The sequence below is a fragment of the Cellulomonas sp. Marseille-Q8402 genome, assembly GCF_965119525.1.
This window is the reverse complement of sequence record NZ_CBCPLX010000001.1, coordinates 1-18,469: the sequence shown is the minus strand read 5'-3', so window position 1 is coordinate 18,469 and position 18,469 is coordinate 1. Positions and strand designations below refer to the sequence as shown.

Below are 18,469 nucleotides of genomic sequence, written 5' to 3'. Positions count from 1 at the left end.
CACCTCCCGGCAACACGGATCCGGGGTCGCGTAACACGCTCGAAACAATGGGTACACCGCAGGGAAACTGCGCACGCCTAGCCTCGACGGAGCCCGGCAGGTACGGGCACGTCAACCCGAGGAGCAGCGGATGTTCAGCACGCCAGAGGAAGTCCTGGCCTTCATCAAGAACGAGGACGTCAAGTTCGTCGACGTCCGGTTCTGCGACCTGCCCGGCGTGATGCAGCACTTCAACGTGCCCGCCGCGACCGTGGACGAGAACTTCTTCGTCGAGGGCCAGATGTTCGACGGGTCCTCGATCCGCGGCTTCCAGGCGATCAACGAGTCGGACATGAAGCTCCTCCCCGACGTGACGACGGCGTTCATCGACCCGTTCCGCGCCGAGAAGACGCTCTGCCTGAACTTCCACATCGTCGACCCGTACACCGACGAGCCCTACACGCGCGACCCCCGTCAGGTCGCCGCGAAGGCCGAGGCGTACCTGCGGTCGACCGGCATCGCGGACACGGCGTTCTTCGCCCCCGAGGCCGAGTTCTACATCTTCGACGACGTGCGCTTCGAGACGAAGCAGAACTCGTCCTTCTACTCCATCGACTCCATCGAGGCCGCCTGGAACACGGGCCGCGTCGAGGAGGGTGGCAACCTCGGCCACAAGACGCCCTACAAGGGTGGCTACTTCCCCGTGCCGCCGGTCGACCACTTCGCCGACCTGCGCGACAAGATCTCGCTGCAGCTGGACGCCCTCGACTTCGAGGTCGAGCGCGCCCACCACGAGGTCGGCACCGCCGGCCAGGCGGAGATCAACTACCGCTTCGACACGCTCGCCAAGTCGGCCGACAAGGTGCAGCTGTTCAAGTACGTCGTGAAGAACGTGGCGCACGCCGACGGCCGCACCGCGACCTTCATGCCGAAGCCGCTGTTCGGCGACAACGGCTCGGGCATGCACGTGCACCAGTCCCTGTGGAAGGACGGCAAGCCGCTGTTCTTCGACGAGAAGGGCTACGGCGGCCTGTCCGACGTCGCGCGCTGGTACATCGGCGGCCTGCTCAAGCACGCCCCGGCGCTGCTGGCGTTCACCAACCCGACGGTGAACTCCTACCACCGCCTGGTCCCCGGCTTCGAGGCCCCGGTCAACCTGGTGTACTCGGCCCGCAACCGCTCCGCGTGCATCCGCATCCCGGTGACCGGCTCGAACCCGAAGGCCAAGCGCATCGAGTTCCGCGTGCCGGACCCGTCGTCCAACCCGTACCTGTGCTTCGCGGCCATGCTGATGGCCGGCCTGGACGGCATCCAGAACCGCATCGAGCCGCCGGAGCCGGTCGACAAGGACCTGTACGAGCTGCCCCCGGAGGAGCACGCGCTCATCCAGCAGGTCCCGGGCTCGCTCGGCGAGGTGCTGGACAACCTCGAGGCCGACCACGACTGGCTGACCGCCGGCAACGTGTTCACCCCGGACCTGATCCAGACCTGGATCGACTTCAAGCGCTCCGCGGAGATCGACCCGATCCGGCTGCGCCCGCACCCCCACGAGTTCGAGCTGTACTACGACGTGTGATCGTCAGGTGTCACGGCTGCTCCCGTAGCGCCTGACCCGCACGACCGGAACCCCCGTCACCCCTGTGGTGGCGGGGGTTCCGCTTCGTCCCGTACGAGCCGGGAACGAGCCGCTGCGCACCGGGTCAGCTGTCCGCGCTCTCCGGCACCAGCCGCAGCGTCGCGTCGTACCGGTCGGGTCCGGTGATGGAGCCGACCGGCCCCGGCCCGTACCGGTCGTACTTGGTGTGCAGGGCCGCGTCGAGCGCTGCGTGCACGTCCGGCTCGGGCTGCTCGAGTCGGACGTCGCGTTCCACTCCCCCGGCGCTGAGCCGGCCGCGCCCGGCGGAGACCGCGTGCCGGAACCACGGGTTGTCGACGCCGTTCATGGAACGGACGTAGATCCCGTCGCCCGTGCGGGCGACCCACATGGTCACGAACGGTCGGAGGGATCCGTCGGCGCGCCGCGAAGCCAGGCGCAGCTCGGTGGCTGCGCCGATGCGCTCGAGCTCGCTGGACGTCCAGCTGGTCATGATGTGCTCCTCGTCGGTCTCGATCGGGATGTCGGCACGGTGGTCGGCCCCGGCGGCGAGACGCCTCAGCGCCGGCGCGCCGCCGGGACCAGCTCCGCCGCGCCGTAGCTGTCGTCATCGGGGTTGATCGTCACGCCCGGGGGGACGATCGCGTCGATCCGGTCCAGCACGTCCGTCGGCAGCGCGATCTCCGCGGCTTGCAGGTAGGACTCCAGCTGCTCCATCGTGCGCGGACCGACGATCGCCGACGTCACGCCCGGGTGGCGGATGACGAACGCGATCGCCATCTCCAGCAGCGACATCCCGGAGTGCTCGGCCAGCTGGGCCAGCTCCTCCACGGCGTCGAGCTTGCGCTGGTTGGCCGGGCTGCTCATGTCGAACCGCGCCGACGGCCGCGCCGACGACGTCGGCGACGCCTCGGCGCCCTTGCGCCACCGGCCCGACAGCCAGCCGCCGGACAGCGGGCTGTACGTCAGGGTGCCCATGCCGTACCGCTGGGTCGTCGGCAGGACGTCCTGCTCGATGCCCCGCACCAGGATCGAGTAGGGCGGCTGCTCGGTGACGAACCGCTCCAGGTGCCGGTCGCGCGACGCCCACTGCGCCTCGACGATCTGGCTGCCGGAGTAGGACGAGGAGCCGATGTACCGGACCTTGCCCTGCCGGACCAGGTCCGTCAGGGCCCCGAGCGTCTCCTCGACGTCCGTGTCCGGGCTCGGCCGGTGCACCTGGTAGAGGTCGATGTGGTCGGTCTGCAGCCGGCGCAGCGACGCCTCGACCTCCCGCATGATCCAGCGCCGCGAGCCGCCGCGCTGGTTCGGGTCGTCACCCATCGGCATGAAGAACTTCGTGGCCAGCACGACGTCGTCCCGCCGACCCCGGAGCGCCTCGCCGACGATCTCCTCCGAGACGCCGCCGGAGTAGACGTCGGCGGTGTCGACGAAGGTGATCCCGGCGTCGAGCGCGCGGTGGATGATCCGGGTCGCGTCGGCGCGGTCGTCGTTGCCCCAGGGCCCCAACATCATCGCCCCGAGGCACAGCGGACTCACGGAGACGCCGGTGCGCCCGAGCCTGCGCTGCTCCATGGTCACGCCTCCGGGATGTCGCGGCCGAAGGTGTCCAGCGTGATCTGCTCGGGCTCCGGCCCGCCGCGCACGCCGGTGTCCAGGGCGTCGATGCGCGCCAGCTCCTCGGCGGACAACGCGAAGTCGAGCACGTCGAGGTTCTCCGCGATGCGCTCCGGCTTCGTCGACTTCGGGATCACCTGGCGGCCCTGCTGCAGGTGCCAGCGGAGCATCACCTGCGCAGGCGTCTTGCCGTGCGCCCGCGCGATCTCGACGATCGTCGGGTCTTGCAACGTGCTGCCGTGGGCGCCGTCGCGGTAGAACGTGATGCCGCCGATGGGTGACCACGCCTGCGACAGGATGCCGAGCTCGGCGTCCTTGGCGAGGAGGTCGCGCTGCTGGAAGTACGGGTGCACCTCGATCTGGTTGATCGCGGGCACGACCGAGGTCTCCGCCACGAGCCGGTCCAGGTGCTCGGGCATGAAGTTGCTGACGCCGATCGCGCGGACCTTGCCGTCCGCGAGCAGCTGCTCCAGGGCGCGGTAGGCGTCGACCGTGAGGTCGAACCGGCTCGGCAGCGCCTGGTGCAGGATCAGCAGGTCGATCTGCTCGACGCCGAGCTTGCCGGCGCTCTTGTCGAACGCGTGCAGCGTGGCGTCGTAGCCGTAGTCGCTGATCCAGATCTTGGTCTGGACGACGACGTCCGCGCGGTCGACGCCGGAGGCGGCGATCGCCTGGCCGACCTCGCGCTCGTTGCCGTATGCGGCGGCGGTGTCGATGTGGCGGTACCCGACGCGCAGGGCCTCGGTCACCGCGGCGACGGTCTCGGCAGGCGGCGTCTGGAACACGCCGAAGCCGAGGGCGGGCAGGGTGACGCCGTTGTTGAGGGTCAGGGTGTGCTCGGTCATGCTTCGACGCTAAGCCCGCCCTCGCCCGCGCGCTGCCCCCGGAGGGGGCACTGTCGTTACCTGGACCGGGGGTGCACGGGAGAGGCACTCGGCGTCCTGACCGCCCCGCGTGCCGACCGGGTGGTTCGGCGTGCGGGGCGGTCCGCGGTCCGGTCAGCTGATGCGGACCTGGAACCGCCCGGTGACGATCGACGCGATGACGCCGCCGTCGATGAGCAGGTCGGTGCCGGTGACGAACGCGCCGTCGGGGCCGAGCAGGAACGCGGCGGCTCCGGCGACCTCGTCGGGCGACCCGACGCGACCGGCCGCGGAGGCGCGGATCATCTCCTGGTACGTCTCGCCCGCGGGGCTGTTGAGCTCGTCGAGCGCCAGCGGCGTCATGATGATGCCGGGGCTCAGGGAGTTCAGGCGGGCGCCGCGGTCGCCCCACTCGACGCTGGCGGCCTGGACCCGCAGGACGTTCGCGCGCTTGGCGAGCGCGTAGGCGAACCCGGAGCCGGGCACGGCGTCGGCCTGCAGCATCGGCAGGCCGGTGAGCTCGCTCGCCGGCGTGCGGGACAGCGCCTCGTTCTGCTCGGCGGGCAGGGGCGGGATCATGTGCCCGGCCTGGCTGGCGATGACGACGCCGGATCCGCCGGGGGCGACCACGCGCCCGAAGGCCTCCAGGACGTGGGCGGTGCCGACCAGGTCGACGGCGACGATCGCCTGCGGGCTCGCCTGCGCCGGGGACAGCCCGGCGGTGTGGATCACGCGGGTGACGGCGCCGAGCGCGGCGGCCTGCTCGGCGAGGGCGGTGACGGAGGCGCCGTCGGAGACGTCGACGTGACCGGTGGTCACCTGGTATCCGGCGCCCTCGAGGGTGCGGGCCGCCGCGGCGGCGTTGTCGTCGTCGATGTCGGCCACCAGGACGGTGCGGCCGGCGGCGACCCGGCGGACGATCGCCTGGCCGATGGCGCCGGCGCCGATGACGACGACGACCTCGGTGGTCGAGGTGGGTGCGGTGGGTGCGGACATGACGTGCTCCTCGGTGTGGGTCTCCCGCGCGGTGCGGGACGGGATCAGTACGTGGTGGCGGCGGAGCGGACGATCGTCCAGCCGCCGGGGTGCCGTGCGTAGTGGGTGGTGGACTCCAGCGGCCAGGTCGCGCGCGAGCCCCAGATGGTCGGGGTCACGCGGTTCCGGGTGACCAGCACCGCGTGGTCCCCGTCGAGGTGGAGGTCGCTCGACTCCTCGGCGACGTGGTGGTAGGCCATGTCGCCGGACGCGATCTGAGCCAGCCAGTCCGCGCGGGACTGCTCGTGGCCCGTGATGTGCACGGCGACGAAGTCGGGCGCCAGCAGCTGCTCCAGAGCGGCCACGTCGCGCCGGACCAGTCCGTCGAGCAGGGCGCGGTCGGCCGCCCGGATCGCGCGCCGGTCGCTGCTGTCGTCGTACGTCGGGATCATGGGTGGGTGCTCCTTCATCGCGTGCGGCGGGTCGGGGAGACGTGACCGTGGTGGTCAGCCGACGTGCACCAGGGGCGCGGCGTCGTCGCTGTCCCGGTCCGCGTCGGTCCCGCTCCGGTCCGTGACGACGGTGAAGGCGACCAGGGCGGCGGCGGCGAGGAACGCAGTCGCCACCCAGAACGCCACGCTGTAGCCGTGCACCGCGGCCGCGGCGGACGTGCCGCGCCCGGCCGCGAGCCAGGCCGCGGTCGCACCGCCGGCGATGGCGCTCATCAAGGCGGTGCCGACCGAGCCGCCGACCTGCTGGGCGGTGTTCACCAGGGCGGACGCGACGCCGGCGTCGGTGACCTGGACGCCGCGGGTGGCGGTGGTCATGCCCGCGATCAGCGCGGTCCCGAGCCCGAGGCCCATCACGACGGTCGCCGGGACGACGACGGTCCAGTAGTCGTCCCCGGTGCTGATCCGGGTCAGCCAGACAAGCCCGATGGCGGCGACCAGGTAGCCGCTGCCCATCACGCGTCGCACCCCGAACCGCGCGGTGAAGCGGCCGCCGAGCCGGCTGGTACCGACCACCAGGCTGACGACGAGCGGCAGGAACGCGAAGCCGGTCGCCAGCGGGGTGAACCCGAGGACCTGCTGCAGGTAGTACGTGAGGAACAGGAACTGGGCGAAGTTGGCCGCCATGCCGAGCGCGATGCTCAGGTACGAGCCGCCGCGCGCGCGGTCGGTGACCACCCGCAGCGGCAGCAGCGGGTGCGCGGCGCGGGTCTGGGTGGCGACGAAGACCACGACCAGCACGACCGCCACCGCGAAGGAGACCAGCGTCTGCCACGCGCCCCAGCTGCGCTCCTCGGCCAGGGTGAACCCGTAGACCAGCGCGGCCAGGCCGACCGAGGCGAGCACGGTCCCGACCACGTCGAGCCGGTTGCGGTTGCGCCCACCAGCGGGCTCGTGGATGAACAGCGCGGCGCCGACCAGGGCGACGACGGCGAACACGACGTTGACCAGCAGGGTCCACCGCCACGACGCGAACTCGGTGAGCACGCCGCCGAGCAGCAGGCCGATGGCGCCCCCCGCGCCGGCGATGCCGGTGAACACGCCGAAGGCGGTGGCGCGGTCCGTGCCGGAGGTGAACGTCGTCGACAGCACCGACAGGGCCGCGGGCGCCAGCAGCGCCGCGAAGACACCCTGCAGCGCGCGTGCGGCGAGCAGGACGCCGATGTGCGGGGCGATCCCGCCGAGCACGGACGCCAGGCCGAACCCGACCAGGCCGATGCTCAACGAGCGCTTGCGGCCCCACATGTCGGACAGCCGCCCGCCCAGCAGCAGCAGGGCGCCGAACGCCAGGCTGTAGGCGGTGACGACCCACTGGCGCAGCGAGTCGTCGAAGGCGAGGTCGACCTGCGCCTGCGGCAGGGCGATGTTCACGATGGACGCGTCCAGCACCACCATGAGCTGGGCGATGGAGATGACGGCCAGCGCGTACCAGCGCTGGGTGCCCCCGGTCGGGGCGGTGGAGGTCGAAGACATGGCTGCTCTCTGCGGACGTCGGTGGGGACGCCACCCAGCGAACCGGCTGCGCGGAGGGTCCGGTAGTGACGGCGTGTGCGTGTAACGCCAGTGCCTGTCTGCGGCTTCGGGCCGGACGTAGCGTGGCGGGATGGCGATCCGAGACGAGGTGCACGACTTCCTCCGCAGCCGGCGTGCCCGGCTGACCCCCGAGATGGTCGGCCTGCCCGCCGGCGGCGGGCGACGCCGCGTCCCCGGCCTGCGACGCGAGGAGATCGCGCTGCTCGCGGGGATGAGCGTCGACTACTACAACCGCTTCGAGCGCGGGAACATCGCCGGCGCCTCCGAGCCGGTCCTGGACGCGCTCGCCCGGGCGCTGCGGCTCGACGCCGCCGAGCGCGAGCACCTGTTCGACCTCGCGCGCGCGGCGTCGGCCGGGGCGAACCCGCGCCGGCGGCGGGCTCCGGCCCGGCTGCCGCAGGGCGTGCAGCACCTGCTGGACGGCATGACCGGTATCCCCGCGTTCGTCCGCAACGGGCGGCTGGACGTCCTGGCGATGAACGACCTGGCGCGCGAGCTCTACCACCCCGAGGGGGCGTCGGCCCCCGCCGCCGAGAACTTCGCCCGGTACCTGTTCCTCGACCCCGCGGCCCGGACCGCCCTCGGGAAGTGGGAGGACATGGCCGAGGACACCGTCGCCATCCTCCGGCAGGAGGCCGGCCGCGCCCCGCACAGCCGGGAGCTGTCCGACCTGATCGGCGAGCTATCCGTGGGCAGCGAGGACTTCCGGCGCATGTGGACGGTGCACGACGTGCGGTTCCACCGCAGCGGGGTCAAGCAGTTCCACCACCCCGGCGTCGGGGACCTCGAGCTGTCCTTCCAGGCCCTGGAGCTGCCGGGGTACGACGGGCTCACGCTCATCGCGTACTACGCGGAGCCGGGCTCCCCCTCGCACGACGCGCTCGCGCTGCTGGCTTCCATCAGCGCGACCCAGCGCCGCGCGGGGGCCGTCGCCACCTGACGACGGCGTCCGGCAGGCGACGAGCCGCGCCGTCCCCACGCACGACGCGGCCCGCGCACCGGCAACGGGGTGCGCGGGCCGGGTGCGGGCGGATCAGACCCGGGCCGGCTGCGGCTCGGTTCCGGCCCGGGCGTCCTGGGCGTGCTCGAGGGCGTGGCCCTCGGTGTCGATGGTCGGCAGGATCGTGTCGAGCCACTTCGGCAGCCACCAGGCGGACTCCCCGAACAGCGAGAGCAGCGCCGGCATCAGCACGAGCCGCACGACGAACGCGTCCGCGACGACGCCGACCATGAGGCCGAAGGCGATGGAGGCGGCCACGTTGAACGTGCTGGAGGCGAACCCGGCGAACACGACGGTCATGATCGACGCCGCCGCCACCAGGACCGGGGCGGACCGGGCGAACCCTTCACGGATCGCGGCCCTGGCGTCCAGCCCGTTGTCGTGCATCTCCTTGATCCGGGACACCAGGAACACCTGGTAGTCCATCGCCAGGCCGAACAGGACACCGACGAGCAGGATCGGCAGCAGGCTCATCATCGGGTCGCCCTGCGGCGCCTGGATCAGCGGGAAGTCCCAGCCCCACTGGAACACCGCGACGCTCGCTCCGAACGAGGCCAGCACCGACAGCAGGTACCCCGCCGTGGCGAAGAACGGGACCAGGAGCGAACGGAACATCAGGACCAGGAGCGCGAGCGAGATCAGCACGATCACGATGACGTACGTGATGAGCGCCTGGTTCAGCGCCTCGGTCTGGTCGATGCCGATGGCGGCCTCCCCGGTGACCTCGAGGTGGACACCGGAGATGCTGTCGGCCCGGTCGCGAACGGAGTGGACGAGGTCCGTGGTGGAGTCGTCGATCGGGCCACCGGCCGGGATGACCGTGATCCGGGCGTAGTCCCCGTCGGCGTCGATCTCGGCCGGGACGACCTGGGCCACGCCGGGCAGCGTGGCGAGCTCGGCCTCGACCTCGGGGGTGTGCGTGGCGATGTCGTCACCCTCGGCGAGGACGATGATCGGGCTCTGCACGCCGCCGAGCTCGTCGACGATGAGGTCGTACGCGGTCCGCTCGGTGGACTCCGGGTCGCTGCCGCCGGGGATGCTGAAGGCCGTCTTCATGCTCAGCGCCGGGAGCGCGACGATCACGAGCACGAGGACTCCGCCGAGCAGCGCCGGCACCGGGTGCTTCACCACGCCATCGCCCCACCTGACCAGGAAGCCCTTCGTCGGGTGCTCGGACTCCTCCCAGACGTGGCCGGCGGCCAGCTCGCCGCGGTGCTTCTTGGAGAGCGTCGTGAGACCCATCGTCCGCATCAGGACGGGCAGCAACGTCAGGGCGAGGAGGACCGCCACCAGGACGGCGAACGCCGCCGCCACACCCATCTCGGTGATGAACCCGATGTTCGCGACGACCAGGGCGACCAGGGCGACGACGACCGTCAGGCCGGCGAAGACGACCGCCGTGCCCGCGGTCCCGGTGGCCTTGGCGACCGCGTCCAGGACGCTCCTGCCGGCGCGCAGCTCGTTGCGGAACCGCGAGAGGATGAACAGGCTGTAGTCGATGCCGACCGCCAGGCCCAGCATCGAGGCCAGGATGATGGAGTTCTCGCCGATCGGCCAGATCGACCCGTACGCGAGCACGCCGAGCAGGCCCACCCCGACGCCGACGACCGCGACCAGCAGGTTCGCGCCGGCCGCCCGCAGCGTGCCGAACGTCAGCAGCAGGACGACGAACGCCATGACGACGCCGAGCAGCTCGCCGATGCCGGTCTCCGGGGCGCCGATCGGGACCAGGTTCCCGCCGAGCTCGACGCCGAGGTCGGCCGGGGCGGAGTCCCGGAGCGCCAGGGCGGCGTCGTAGTAGTCGACCTGCTGCTCCTCGTCGAGCGTCCCGTACGTCAGCGTGCTGACGGCGAGCTCGCCGTCCGGGGAGACGACGGGCCGAGCCGTGTCGAACGGGTCGCTGACGGACTCGACGCCCGGGAGCGTCGCGGCGTCCGTGAGCACCTGGGCGATCTGCGCGTCGACGACAGGGTCGGTGACGGTCGACCCCTCGGGGTGGAACACGAGCTGGAGCGAGGCGTCCCGCGCCGACTCACCGGCGGCCCCCTCGCTCGGGAAGTGCTCGTCCATCTCCTCGAGCGCCTGGGAGGCGCGCGAGTCCGGGATGGTCTCGGCGGCGGACTCACCCGACCCGTTGACGGCGAGCACGCCGGTGAGACCGGCGAGCACCACCACCCAGGTCAGGACCACCACCACCCGGTGGGTGGCGCTGAAGCGCCCCAGCTGGGCGAGGAACGTGGACATGGCTCTCCTTGGTGACACGACGACGGGGATGCGTGAGCCATCGTCATCGCGCCGTCCGCGCGGCGAATCGTGCAGGCGGACCATGCGCCCTACCGCATCCGCGGTACCGCCTCTCGCCCCACGGCGTGCGTCGGACCGCGCCGGCCGCGCACCAGGCGGGACTACGGCGGCTGCCGTACCGGGTGATACCGCACCAGGCCGATGACCGGGGCCGCCGGACCGACGAGGCTCGACCCGGCAGCCGCACGCCGTGACACCCTGAGCCGCACCGACCGCACCACTAGCACCACGAGGCACCGTGACCCGCACCGCCGAGCTCGTCCGCCGGATCCCCGCCACGATCCTCGCGGTCGACGCGTCGACCCGCGGGACCCGCCCGACCGGGCGGCAGACCGCCGTGACGCTGCTCTGGCTGCTCGCGATGATCCAGGTCGCCACCGTCCGCACCGGCCGCACGGAGCTCCCCGACCTCGCGCTGTGGATCGGCATCGTGGGGGCGTGGGCCCCGCTGCTCCTGCGGACCTACCGGCCGCTGGTCGCGCTCACCGGGACGGTCGTCGCGGAGTCGGCGATCCTGGTCTTCCTGTCTCTGCCGGCGGACGTCGCCCGCGCGGCGAGCGGCATGGGTGCGTACCAGCCCGCGCCGCTCGCGACGATGCTCGCGGTCGCCACCTTCGCCTCCCGGGCGCCCCGGGTGGCCGGGTGGGTGTCCGGCCTCGTCGCGGGCGGCGTCCTCGCGGTCGTCGGCCTGACGACGCAGTCGTCCGAGACCGTGCTGACGGACCTCGTCGTGTTCTACGTCGTGGTCACCGCTGCCGCGCTGGGCGTGTGGCGCGCGGGGCGCCGGGAACGTGCGCAGCGTCTCGCCGAGGAGCGCGAGGCGCACACCCAGCAGGCGGTGCTCGACGAGCGCCTGCGGATCGCCCGCGAGCTGCACGACGTCCTCGCGCACAACCTCACGCTGGTGAACGCGCAGGCCGGGGTCGCCCGGTACCTGCTGCGGGCCCAGCCGGACGCGGCCGAGCAGGCGCTGCGCGACATCACCCAGCACACCGGCCGCGCCATCGACGAGCTGCGCGCCACGATCGGGCTCCTGCGAGGCCCGGACGCCGCCGACGCCGGCCATGCCACGGAAGCCGCCGGCCACCTCGGTCCCGTCCCCGGCCTGGCGGCCCTCGACGAGCTGGTCGCGTCCTTCGGCACCGCCGGGACCGAGGTGCGCCCGACCGTGACCGGCATCCCGCGCCCGCTCACGCAGCAGGTGGACCTCGCGGCCTACCGCATCGTGCAGGAGGCGCTGACGAACGCCGCCAAGCACGCGCCCGGCACCGTCGTGGACGTGCAGCTGGCCTGGACGACGACGGGGGTCCGCCTCCGGGTCGTGAACCCCGCGGATCGCCGGCCGGACCACCCGCCCGCCCCCGGCACCGGCAACGGGCTGATCGGCATGCGGGAGCGCGCCGCGTCCGCCGGCGGCGTGCTCCGCGCCGGTCGCACCTCCGACGGCGGCTTCGAGGTCGTCGCCACCCTGCCCGCGGACCCGCGGGCCGACCACGCCCCTGCTGAAGGAGCCTCCCCGTGACCGTCCGCGTCCTCCTGGCCGACGACCAGGCGCTCCTGCGCGCCACCTTCCGCCTGCTGCTCGACGCCACCGAGGACATCGAGGTGGTCGGCGAGGCCTCGACCGGCACCGAGGCCGTCGCGGCGGCGCGCGCGTCCCGGGCCGACCTCGTCCTGATGGACATCCGCATGCCGGAGGTGGACGGCATCGAGGCCACCCGCCGGATCACCGAGGACGACGCGCTCGCCGGCGTGCGGGTGCTGGTCCTCACCACCTTCGAGACCGACGAGCTGGTCGTCACCGCGCTGCGCGCGGGCGCCAGCGGGTTCCTCGGCAAGGGCGTCGAGCCCGAGGTGCTCATCGACGCGATCCGGACCGTCGCGGCCGGCGACCAGCTGCTGTCGCCCGGCGCCACCCGCGCCCTCGTCGAGCGGGTGCTCGGGCAGCCCGAGCGCCGGCCGGCGCGAGCGGTCCCGGGATTCGACCAGCTGACGGCCCGTGAGAGCGAGATCGTCGCCCTCGTGGCGGCCGGGCTGTCGAACACCGAGATCGCGGAGCGGCTCTACATCAGCCCCGCGACCGCGAAGACCCACGTCAACCGGGCCATGATGAAGACTGCCGCCCGCGACCGGGCGCAGCTCGTCGTGTTCGCCTACGAGAGCGGCCTGGTGGAGCCGGGGACGGCGCCGCTGGGCTGACCACCTGCCCGCCGGGCCCGGTCGTGGGTCGCTGCCGTCCTGCACGCGGGCGTCAGGTCGCGCGCGGCTACCGGCTGCCGACCTCGGCACCGGCCGTCGTGCCGCCCGTCGCCCGGGAGGCCGCCCACGCCGACAGCAGCCGCAGCGCGTCCGCCGACGGCGAGCCGGGCACGGCGTTGTAGATCGTCAGGGTGTGCCCGGGGTCGCTCGGCAGCTCCACGGAGTGGTACGACAGCTCGAGCGGCCCGACCGCCGGGTGCGCGAACTGCTTGGTCCCGGCGAAGTGCAGCCGCACCTCGTGCGCCGCCCACATCGTGCGGAACTCGTCGCTGCGGGTCGCGAGCTCCCCGACCAGGCCCGCGAGCGCCCGGCTGCGCGGGTGCCGGCCGAGCGCCAGCCGCAGCTGCGCGACGGCGACCCGCGCGGCGCCCTCCCAGTCCGGGTACAGGTCCTGCGACGCCGGGTCGAGGAACGCGAACCGGGCGAAGTTGGGCCGCTCCTCCCCCGCCCCGTCCAGCATCGGCGAGTACACCGCTCGCGCGAGGTGGTTCATCGCCACCACGTCCAGGAACGGGCTGCCCACGAACGCGGCCGCGTCGGACATCGCGTCCAGCATCCACTGCAGGCTCGGCCGGGGTGCCGGACCGCCGGGACGACGACGCGCCGCGACCCGGCCCCCGGGACCGAGCGCCCGCACCAGGTCCACGAGGTGGGTGTGCTCGGCCTCGTCCAGCTCGAGGACCCGGGACACCGCCTCCAGCACCGAGTCGGACGGGTTGGCGACCTTCCCCTTCTCGAGGCGCGTGAGGTAGTCGGTCGACACGCCCGCGAGCTCGGCGACCTCCTCGCGCCGGAGCCCGGGCACGCGTCGCGACCCGGTCGAGGTGATGCCGGCCCGCTCGGGGGTGATGCGGGCGCGACGGCCCATCAAGAAGTCACGCAGCTCGTCGCGAGGGTCCATGCCGTCGAGCGTAGGCACGCGGCCGCGCGCGAGACAGGTCCGGTCAGGCCCCCCGTTCCCGGGCACGGTCACCCGGCGCCGGGGCGCCGGTGGGGGGTACTGACAGGGCCTGACTCGAGGGCCTGTTCCGGGCGACCCGGCGGTCGGCGTGGGCGAACCTGGAAGCACCCCCCGACCCCGACCTCCGAGGAGATCGTCCCCCCATGCGTGCCACCTTCATGTACGGCGCCGGCGACGTCCGCGTCGAGCAGACCGCCGACCCCGTCCTCCAGCAGCCGACCGACGCGATCGTGCGGACCGTCCGCGCGTGCGTCTGCGGGTCGGACCTGCACCCGTACCACTCCATGCCCGCGTCGGAGCAGGGCCAGTCGATGGGCCACGAGCTGATCGGCGTCGTGGAGGAGACCGGTTCCGCCGTCACCTCCGTCCGGAAGGGCGACTTCGTGATCGCCCCGTTCGCGTTCAGCGACAACACCTGCCCGATCTGCCGCGACGGCTTCCAGACCGCCTGCCCGCACGGCGGCTTCTACGCGACCCCGGAGACGAACGGCCTGCAGGCCGAGCTGTCCCGCGTCCCGCTGGCGGACGGCAGCCTCGTCGTCGTCCCGGACGTGGACCCGGCGACGGCGGACGAGTCGCTGCTCGCCTCGCTGCTCACGCTGTCCGACGTCTACCTGACCGGCTACCACGCCGCGTCCGTGGGCCGCGTCGAGCCCGGGAAGACGGTCACGGTCATCGGTGACGGCGCGGTCGGCCTGTCGGCCGTGCTCGCCGCCCGGCAGATGGGCGCCGAGCGGATCATCCTGATGGGCCGGCACACGTCGCGCACCGACCTGGGCCGCGAGCTGGGCGCCACCGACGTGGTCGCCGAGCGCGGCGACGAGGGCGTGGCGCAGGTCCTGGACCTGACCGGCGGCGAGGGGTCGCACGTCGTGCTCGAGGCCGTCGGCCACATGCCCGCCTACGAGCAGGCCTACGGCGTCGTCCGGGCCGGCGGCACCATCTCCCGCGTCGGCGTGCCGCAGTACGAGGACGCCCCCGTCGGGTTCGGCTCGCTGTTCGGCAAGAACGTCACGCTCAACGGCGGCCCCGCCCCGGTGCGGGCCTACCTCGACGCCGCGATCCCGCAGGTGCTGTCCGGCGAGATCGAGCCCGGCCGCGTGTTCGACCGGACGCTGTCCCTCGACGACGCGGCGGAGGGCTACCGGGCGATGGACGCGCGCGAGGCCCTCAAGGTCATGCTCCGCCCCTGACGCCCGCCCCGAGCCCGACCGAGACGAAGGAGAGCACCATGTCCGACACCCCGATCCAGCGCATGCTCGGCGACCTCGCGCCGACGTTCGCGCACCTCACCGACGACGTCCTGTTCGGCGAGGTGTGGGCGCGACCCGAGCTGTCGCCGCGCGACCGGTCGCTGGTGACGATCACCAGCCTGGTCACCGCCGGCAACGTCGAGCAGCTGCGCGCGCACATCCCGATGGGCCTCGACAACGGCCTGACCCGCGAGGAGATCGTCGAGGCCATCACGCACGTGGCGTTCTACGCCGGGTGGCCCCGCGCCGTCTCCGCACTCACCCTGGCCAAGGAGCTGTTCGCCTGATGCAGATCGAGCCCACCCCCCGCACGACCAAGAACCCGCCGGAGCAGTTCACCGGCGACGTCTGGCTCGACCCGGTCGCCGGGCCGCACGAGGCCGACCAGCGCATGACGGTGGCGACCGTGCGGTTCGCCCCGGGCGCCCGGACGGCGTGGCACTCGCACGCCCGCGGGCAGTTCCTGCGGGTCACGCAGGGCACCGCGCTCGTCGGGACCCGCGACGGCGCGGTCGTCGAGGTGCACCCGGGTCAGACCGTGTACACGCCGCCGGGCGAGGAGCACTGGCACGGCGCCGGGCCGGACCGCTGGATGGAGCACCTGGCGATGCTGGAGAGCGCCGACGACCCCGCCACCACCACCACGTGGCTCGAGCACGTCACCGACACCGAGTACGCCGGACGCTGAGCCACCGGGGACGGACGGCGCGGGAACCACGGATCCCGCGCCGTCGTCGCGCTGCGCCCGCCGGCCGTCCGTGCGGCACAGTGGGGACGTGAGCAGCGCGGTGACGGCACCCCGGATGCGGCCGGAGCCGAGCATCGCCCACCTGGACGCGGACGCCTTCTTCGCGTCGGTGGAGCAGGCGCAGCGCCCGTCCCTGCGCGGGCGCCCGGTCCTGGTCGGCGGCACCGGTCCGCGCGGGGTCGTCGCCGCCGCGTCGTACGAGGCCCGCGCGATGGGCGTGCGGTCGGCGATGTCCATGGAGAGCGCCCGCCGGGCCTGCCCGCGGGCCACGGTGGTCGTGCCGCGCTTCGACGCCTACAGCGCGTACTCCGCCCGGATCATGGCGGCGCTGCGCGAGCGGACGGACGCGGTCGAGCCGCTCAGCATCGACGAGGCGTTCGCGGACCTGGGCGCCGTCACCCCGGGACCCGGCGGTTGGCCCGAGGTCGCCCGGTCCCTGCGCGAGCGCGCCGTCGAGCTGGCCGGCGTGCCGGTGTCCGTCGGGATGGGCCGGTCCAAGCTCGTCGCGAAGCTCGCCTCGGCAGCGGCGAAGCCCGCGGGGGTCCTCGTCGTCGCGCCCGGCGACGAGGACGCGTTCCTGCTGCCGATGCGCGTGCGGTCCCTGTGGGGCGTCGGCCCGGTCTCCGCCGAGCGCCTGGAGAAGATCGGCGTGCGCACCGTCGCGGACCTGCGGGCGCAGCCGCTCGACACCCTGACGATGGTGCTCGGCGAGGCAGCGGGCGAGAACCTGTTCCGGGTCGCGCGCGGCTGGGACGACCGGCCCGTCGCCGAGACCCGCGAGCGCAAGTCGGCCGGCGCGGAGCACACGTTCGAGCGGGACCTGCACGGGCGCCCGCAGGTCGCCGCCCAGCTGCCGGCGGTCACGGACCAGGCGCTCGGCCGCCTGGAGCGGCACGGCGGTGCGGCGCGGACCGTGACGGTGAAGGTCCGGTTCGCGGGGTTCAGCACGGTGTCGCGGTCGGTGACGCTGCCGTCGCCCACCGCGGACCGCGGCGCGCTGCTGGAGGCGGCCGGGCGGGCGCTCGACCTGGTGGAGCTGACCGAGCCGGTGCGCCTGCTCGGGGTGTCGTTCCACGGGCTGTCCGAGCACGCGCAGCTGATGCTCGACCTCGCCCCCGCGGTCGCCGCCGAGGACCCCGACCCGGAGGACGGCGCCCCGCTCCGGCCCGTCGCGCGGCGCCGGCGGGGGCGGCTGCGCCACGAGGACGCCGTGCCCGGGCTCGACGTGCGGCACCCTGAGCACGGCCGCGGCTGGGTGGTGAAGGCGCGGGACGACGGCCGGGTCGCGGTCCGGTTCGAGACCGCCGCCACCGGGCCGGGACGCCAGCGCGTGCTCGACCCGGAGGCGGAGCAGATCGAGCTGGTCGGCGCCCTCGGGCCGGACGGCACGGAGCTGCCGCCGGCGGAGTAGGCCGCGCGTGTGCCAGTGTGGTCCGGACGCCTGCGTCGAGGACGACGCCGCACCGGGAGGTCTCCATGAGCGTCGACGACGACCGCGCGGCCCGCGCCGTGGCCCCGCAGCCCGCGGGGGACGAGACGAGGACGGACCGCGTGCTCCCGGTCGTCCGGCTGACCCGCCGGGGCTGACGCGGGTGCGGATCGACCTGAAGAAGGACCGGAAGGACCTCTACCAGCCGGGCGCGGCGGACGTCGTCGAGGTGGTCGTCCCGCCCACGACGTACCTCGGGGTCGACGGCCACGGCGACCCGGACACCGCTCCCGCCTACGCCGCCGCGGTCGGCGCGCTGTACGCCGCCGGGTACGCCGTCAGGTCCGCGTTCCGGGCGCGGACCGGCACCGAGGTCGTCGTCGGGCCGCTCGAGGGGCTGTGGACCAGCGCCGACCCCCGGGCGTTCACCGCACGCGCGAAGGGCGACTGGGACTGGACGATGCTGCTCCCGCTGCCGGACCAGGTCGGCGAGGAGGACGTCGCTGCGGGCCTCGCGACCGCGACCACGAGGAAGCCGGGGCTGCCCGTCGACCGGGTGCGGCTGCTGCGCCTGGACGAGGGCCGCGTGCTCCAGATCCTGCACGTCGGCGCCTACGACGACGAGGGCCCGACGCTCGCCCGGCTCCACGACGAGGTGATGCCGGCCCGCGGGCTCACCTGGAACGGCCCGCACCACGAGATCTACCTCAGCGACCCGCGCCGGGTCCCCCCGGCGCGGCTGCGGACCGTGCTGCGGCAGCCCGTACGGCCCGCCGGCGGGCACGTCGCCCGCGGCGGGTGATGCCGTGCCCGCTGCGCCCCTCCTAGTTTCGAGGCGTCGGACGGACCCGCGCACCGGAGGGAACATAGCGATGAGCGAGACGCGCAGCACCGCGGCCGTGGGCTTCACGGTCTTCGCCGGCACGATGATGATCGTGATCGGCGTCCTGCACGCCGTCCAGGGCCTCGTCGCGCTGGCCGACGACACCCTCTACGTGGTGGGCCAGGAGTGGACGTTCTCCTTCGACATCACCACCTGGGGGTGGGTGCACCTGATCCTGGGCGTCGTCGTCGCCCTCGCGGGGTTCTTCGTCTTCCAGGGATCCGTCTGGGCGCGGTCCGTCGGCGTCGTCGTCGCGGCGCTGAGCGCGATCGCGAACTTCGTCTGGCTGCCGTACTACCCGATCTGGGGCATCGTCGTGATCGCCCTCGACGTGTTCGTGATCTGGGCCCTGACGGCGCACGGCCGCGACATCACGGCGTGATCCGACCGTGGCGGGACGGCCGCGGGGGCCCGCCCCCCGGCCCGCCCCCCCGCCGGCGCGTCAGGGCGGCCGCGGCGCCCCCTTCGCGGCGGTCCCCCGCTGGGACCCGGCGAAAGACGCCCTGGGCGTGCCGGCCCGCGGCCCGCTGCCCCCCTCGGCCCCGGCGACGTGGGTCAGGGC

Annotated in this window: 18 protein-coding genes; 10 read left to right on the top strand and 8 right to left on the bottom strand. The window is 73.5% G+C overall.

Annotated features, from left to right (window positions below; genetic code table 11):
* Positions 1-130 precede the first annotated feature (130 nt).
* A complete protein-coding gene (glnA, locus tag ACWPWW_RS00090; RefSeq protein ID WP_454048324.1) occupies positions 131-1,555 on the top strand; it encodes a type I glutamate--ammonia ligase in 1,425 nt (474 codons plus the stop codon).
* 124 nt (positions 1,556-1,679) lie between these two features.
* Here glnA and ACWPWW_RS00085 read toward each other — a convergent pair whose 3' ends face one another.
* The 6 genes from ACWPWW_RS00085 to ACWPWW_RS00060 all read right to left on the bottom strand — a co-directional run bounded on the left by ACWPWW_RS00085 (position 1,680) and on the right by ACWPWW_RS00060 (position 7,010).
* Positions 1,680-2,066, bottom strand: a complete 387-nt coding sequence (locus ACWPWW_RS00085) for a DUF2255 family protein (protein ID WP_454048323.1) — start codon at positions 2,064-2,066, stop codon at positions 1,680-1,682.
* A 65-nt stretch (positions 2,067-2,131) separates the two neighbouring features.
* Positions 2,132-3,148, bottom strand: a complete 1,017-nt coding sequence (locus tag ACWPWW_RS00080) for an aldo/keto reductase (RefSeq protein WP_454048322.1) — start codon at positions 3,146-3,148, stop codon at positions 2,132-2,134.
* A 2-nt stretch (positions 3,149-3,150) separates the two neighbouring features.
* A complete protein-coding gene (locus ACWPWW_RS00075) occupies positions 3,151-4,035 on the bottom strand; it encodes an aldo/keto reductase (protein WP_454048321.1) in 885 nt (294 codons plus the stop codon).
* A gap of 153 nt (positions 4,036-4,188) precedes the next feature.
* A complete protein-coding gene (locus tag ACWPWW_RS00070; protein ID WP_454048320.1) occupies positions 4,189-5,049 on the bottom strand; it encodes an SDR family oxidoreductase in 861 nt (286 codons plus the stop codon).
* 44 nt (positions 5,050-5,093) lie between these two features.
* Positions 5,094-5,480, bottom strand: coding sequence for a nuclear transport factor 2 family protein (locus ACWPWW_RS00065; RefSeq protein ID WP_454048319.1), 387 nt, complete (start codon positions 5,478-5,480; stop codon positions 5,094-5,096).
* A 54-nt stretch (positions 5,481-5,534) separates the two neighbouring features.
* Entirely contained in the window at positions 5,535-7,010 is a 1,476-nt protein-coding gene (locus tag ACWPWW_RS00060) for an MFS transporter (RefSeq protein WP_454048318.1), read from the bottom strand.
* Positions 7,011-7,140: 130 nt separating this feature from the next.
* Between ACWPWW_RS00060 and ACWPWW_RS00055 the strand changes: the two genes are divergently transcribed.
* Entirely contained in the window at positions 7,141-8,010 is an 870-nt protein-coding gene (locus ACWPWW_RS00055; RefSeq protein WP_454048317.1) for a helix-turn-helix transcriptional regulator, read from the top strand.
* 93 nt (positions 8,011-8,103) lie between these two features.
* On the opposite strand, the gene ACWPWW_RS00050 is transcribed toward ACWPWW_RS00055, so the two are convergent.
* Positions 8,104-10,314: an MMPL family transporter gene (locus ACWPWW_RS00050; RefSeq protein WP_454048316.1), complete on the bottom strand. Its 2,211-nt coding sequence runs from the start codon at positions 10,312-10,314 to the stop codon at positions 8,104-8,106.
* A gap of 298 nt (positions 10,315-10,612) precedes the next feature.
* Here ACWPWW_RS00050 and ACWPWW_RS00045 point away from each other — a divergent pair, with 298 nt between their 5' ends.
* Entirely contained in the window at positions 10,613-11,896 is a 1,284-nt protein-coding gene (locus tag ACWPWW_RS00045) for a sensor histidine kinase (protein ID WP_454048315.1), read from the top strand.
* Entirely contained in the window at positions 11,893-12,573 is a 681-nt protein-coding gene (locus tag ACWPWW_RS00040) for a response regulator (RefSeq protein WP_454048314.1), read from the top strand. Before ACWPWW_RS00045 ends, ACWPWW_RS00040 begins: the two co-directional genes overlap by 4 nt.
* Before the next feature lie 67 nt (positions 12,574-12,640).
* Here the strand turns inward: ACWPWW_RS00040 and ACWPWW_RS00035 are convergent, their stop codons facing one another.
* Entirely contained in the window at positions 12,641-13,534 is an 894-nt protein-coding gene (locus tag ACWPWW_RS00035; RefSeq protein WP_454048313.1) for a helix-turn-helix domain-containing protein, read from the bottom strand.
* A gap of 203 nt (positions 13,535-13,737) precedes the next feature.
* Here ACWPWW_RS00035 and ACWPWW_RS00030 point away from each other — a divergent pair, with 203 nt between their 5' ends.
* The 6 genes from ACWPWW_RS00030 to ACWPWW_RS00005 all read left to right on the top strand — a co-directional run bounded on the left by ACWPWW_RS00030 (position 13,738) and on the right by ACWPWW_RS00005 (position 18,289).
* A complete protein-coding gene (locus tag ACWPWW_RS00030) occupies positions 13,738-14,787 on the top strand; it encodes a zinc-binding dehydrogenase (protein ID WP_454048312.1) in 1,050 nt (349 codons plus the stop codon).
* A 38-nt stretch (positions 14,788-14,825) separates the two neighbouring features.
* Positions 14,826-15,134 (top strand): carboxymuconolactone decarboxylase family protein, encoded by a 309-nt coding sequence (locus tag ACWPWW_RS00025; protein ID WP_454048311.1) that lies wholly within the window; start codon positions 14,826-14,828, stop codon positions 15,132-15,134.
* Positions 15,134-15,535 carry a (R)-mandelonitrile lyase gene (locus tag ACWPWW_RS00020; protein WP_454048310.1) on the top strand — a complete coding sequence of 134 codons (402 nt, stop codon included), beginning with the start codon at positions 15,134-15,136 and terminating at the stop codon, positions 15,533-15,535. The genes ACWPWW_RS00025 and ACWPWW_RS00020 overlap by 1 nt, the downstream gene beginning before the upstream one ends.
* Before the next feature lie 88 nt (positions 15,536-15,623).
* Positions 15,624-17,006, top strand: coding sequence for a DNA polymerase IV (locus ACWPWW_RS00015; RefSeq protein ID WP_454048309.1), 1,383 nt, complete (start codon positions 15,624-15,626; stop codon positions 17,004-17,006).
* Between the two features lie 181 nt (positions 17,007-17,187).
* Positions 17,188-17,826, top strand: a complete 639-nt coding sequence (locus ACWPWW_RS00010) for a GyrI-like domain-containing protein (RefSeq protein WP_454048308.1) — start codon at positions 17,188-17,190, stop codon at positions 17,824-17,826.
* Positions 17,827-17,896: 70 nt separating this feature from the next.
* Positions 17,897-18,289, top strand: coding sequence for a DUF7144 family membrane protein (locus ACWPWW_RS00005; RefSeq protein ID WP_454048307.1), 393 nt, complete (start codon positions 17,897-17,899; stop codon positions 18,287-18,289).
* The last annotated feature ends 180 nt before the right edge of the window (positions 18,290-18,469 follow it).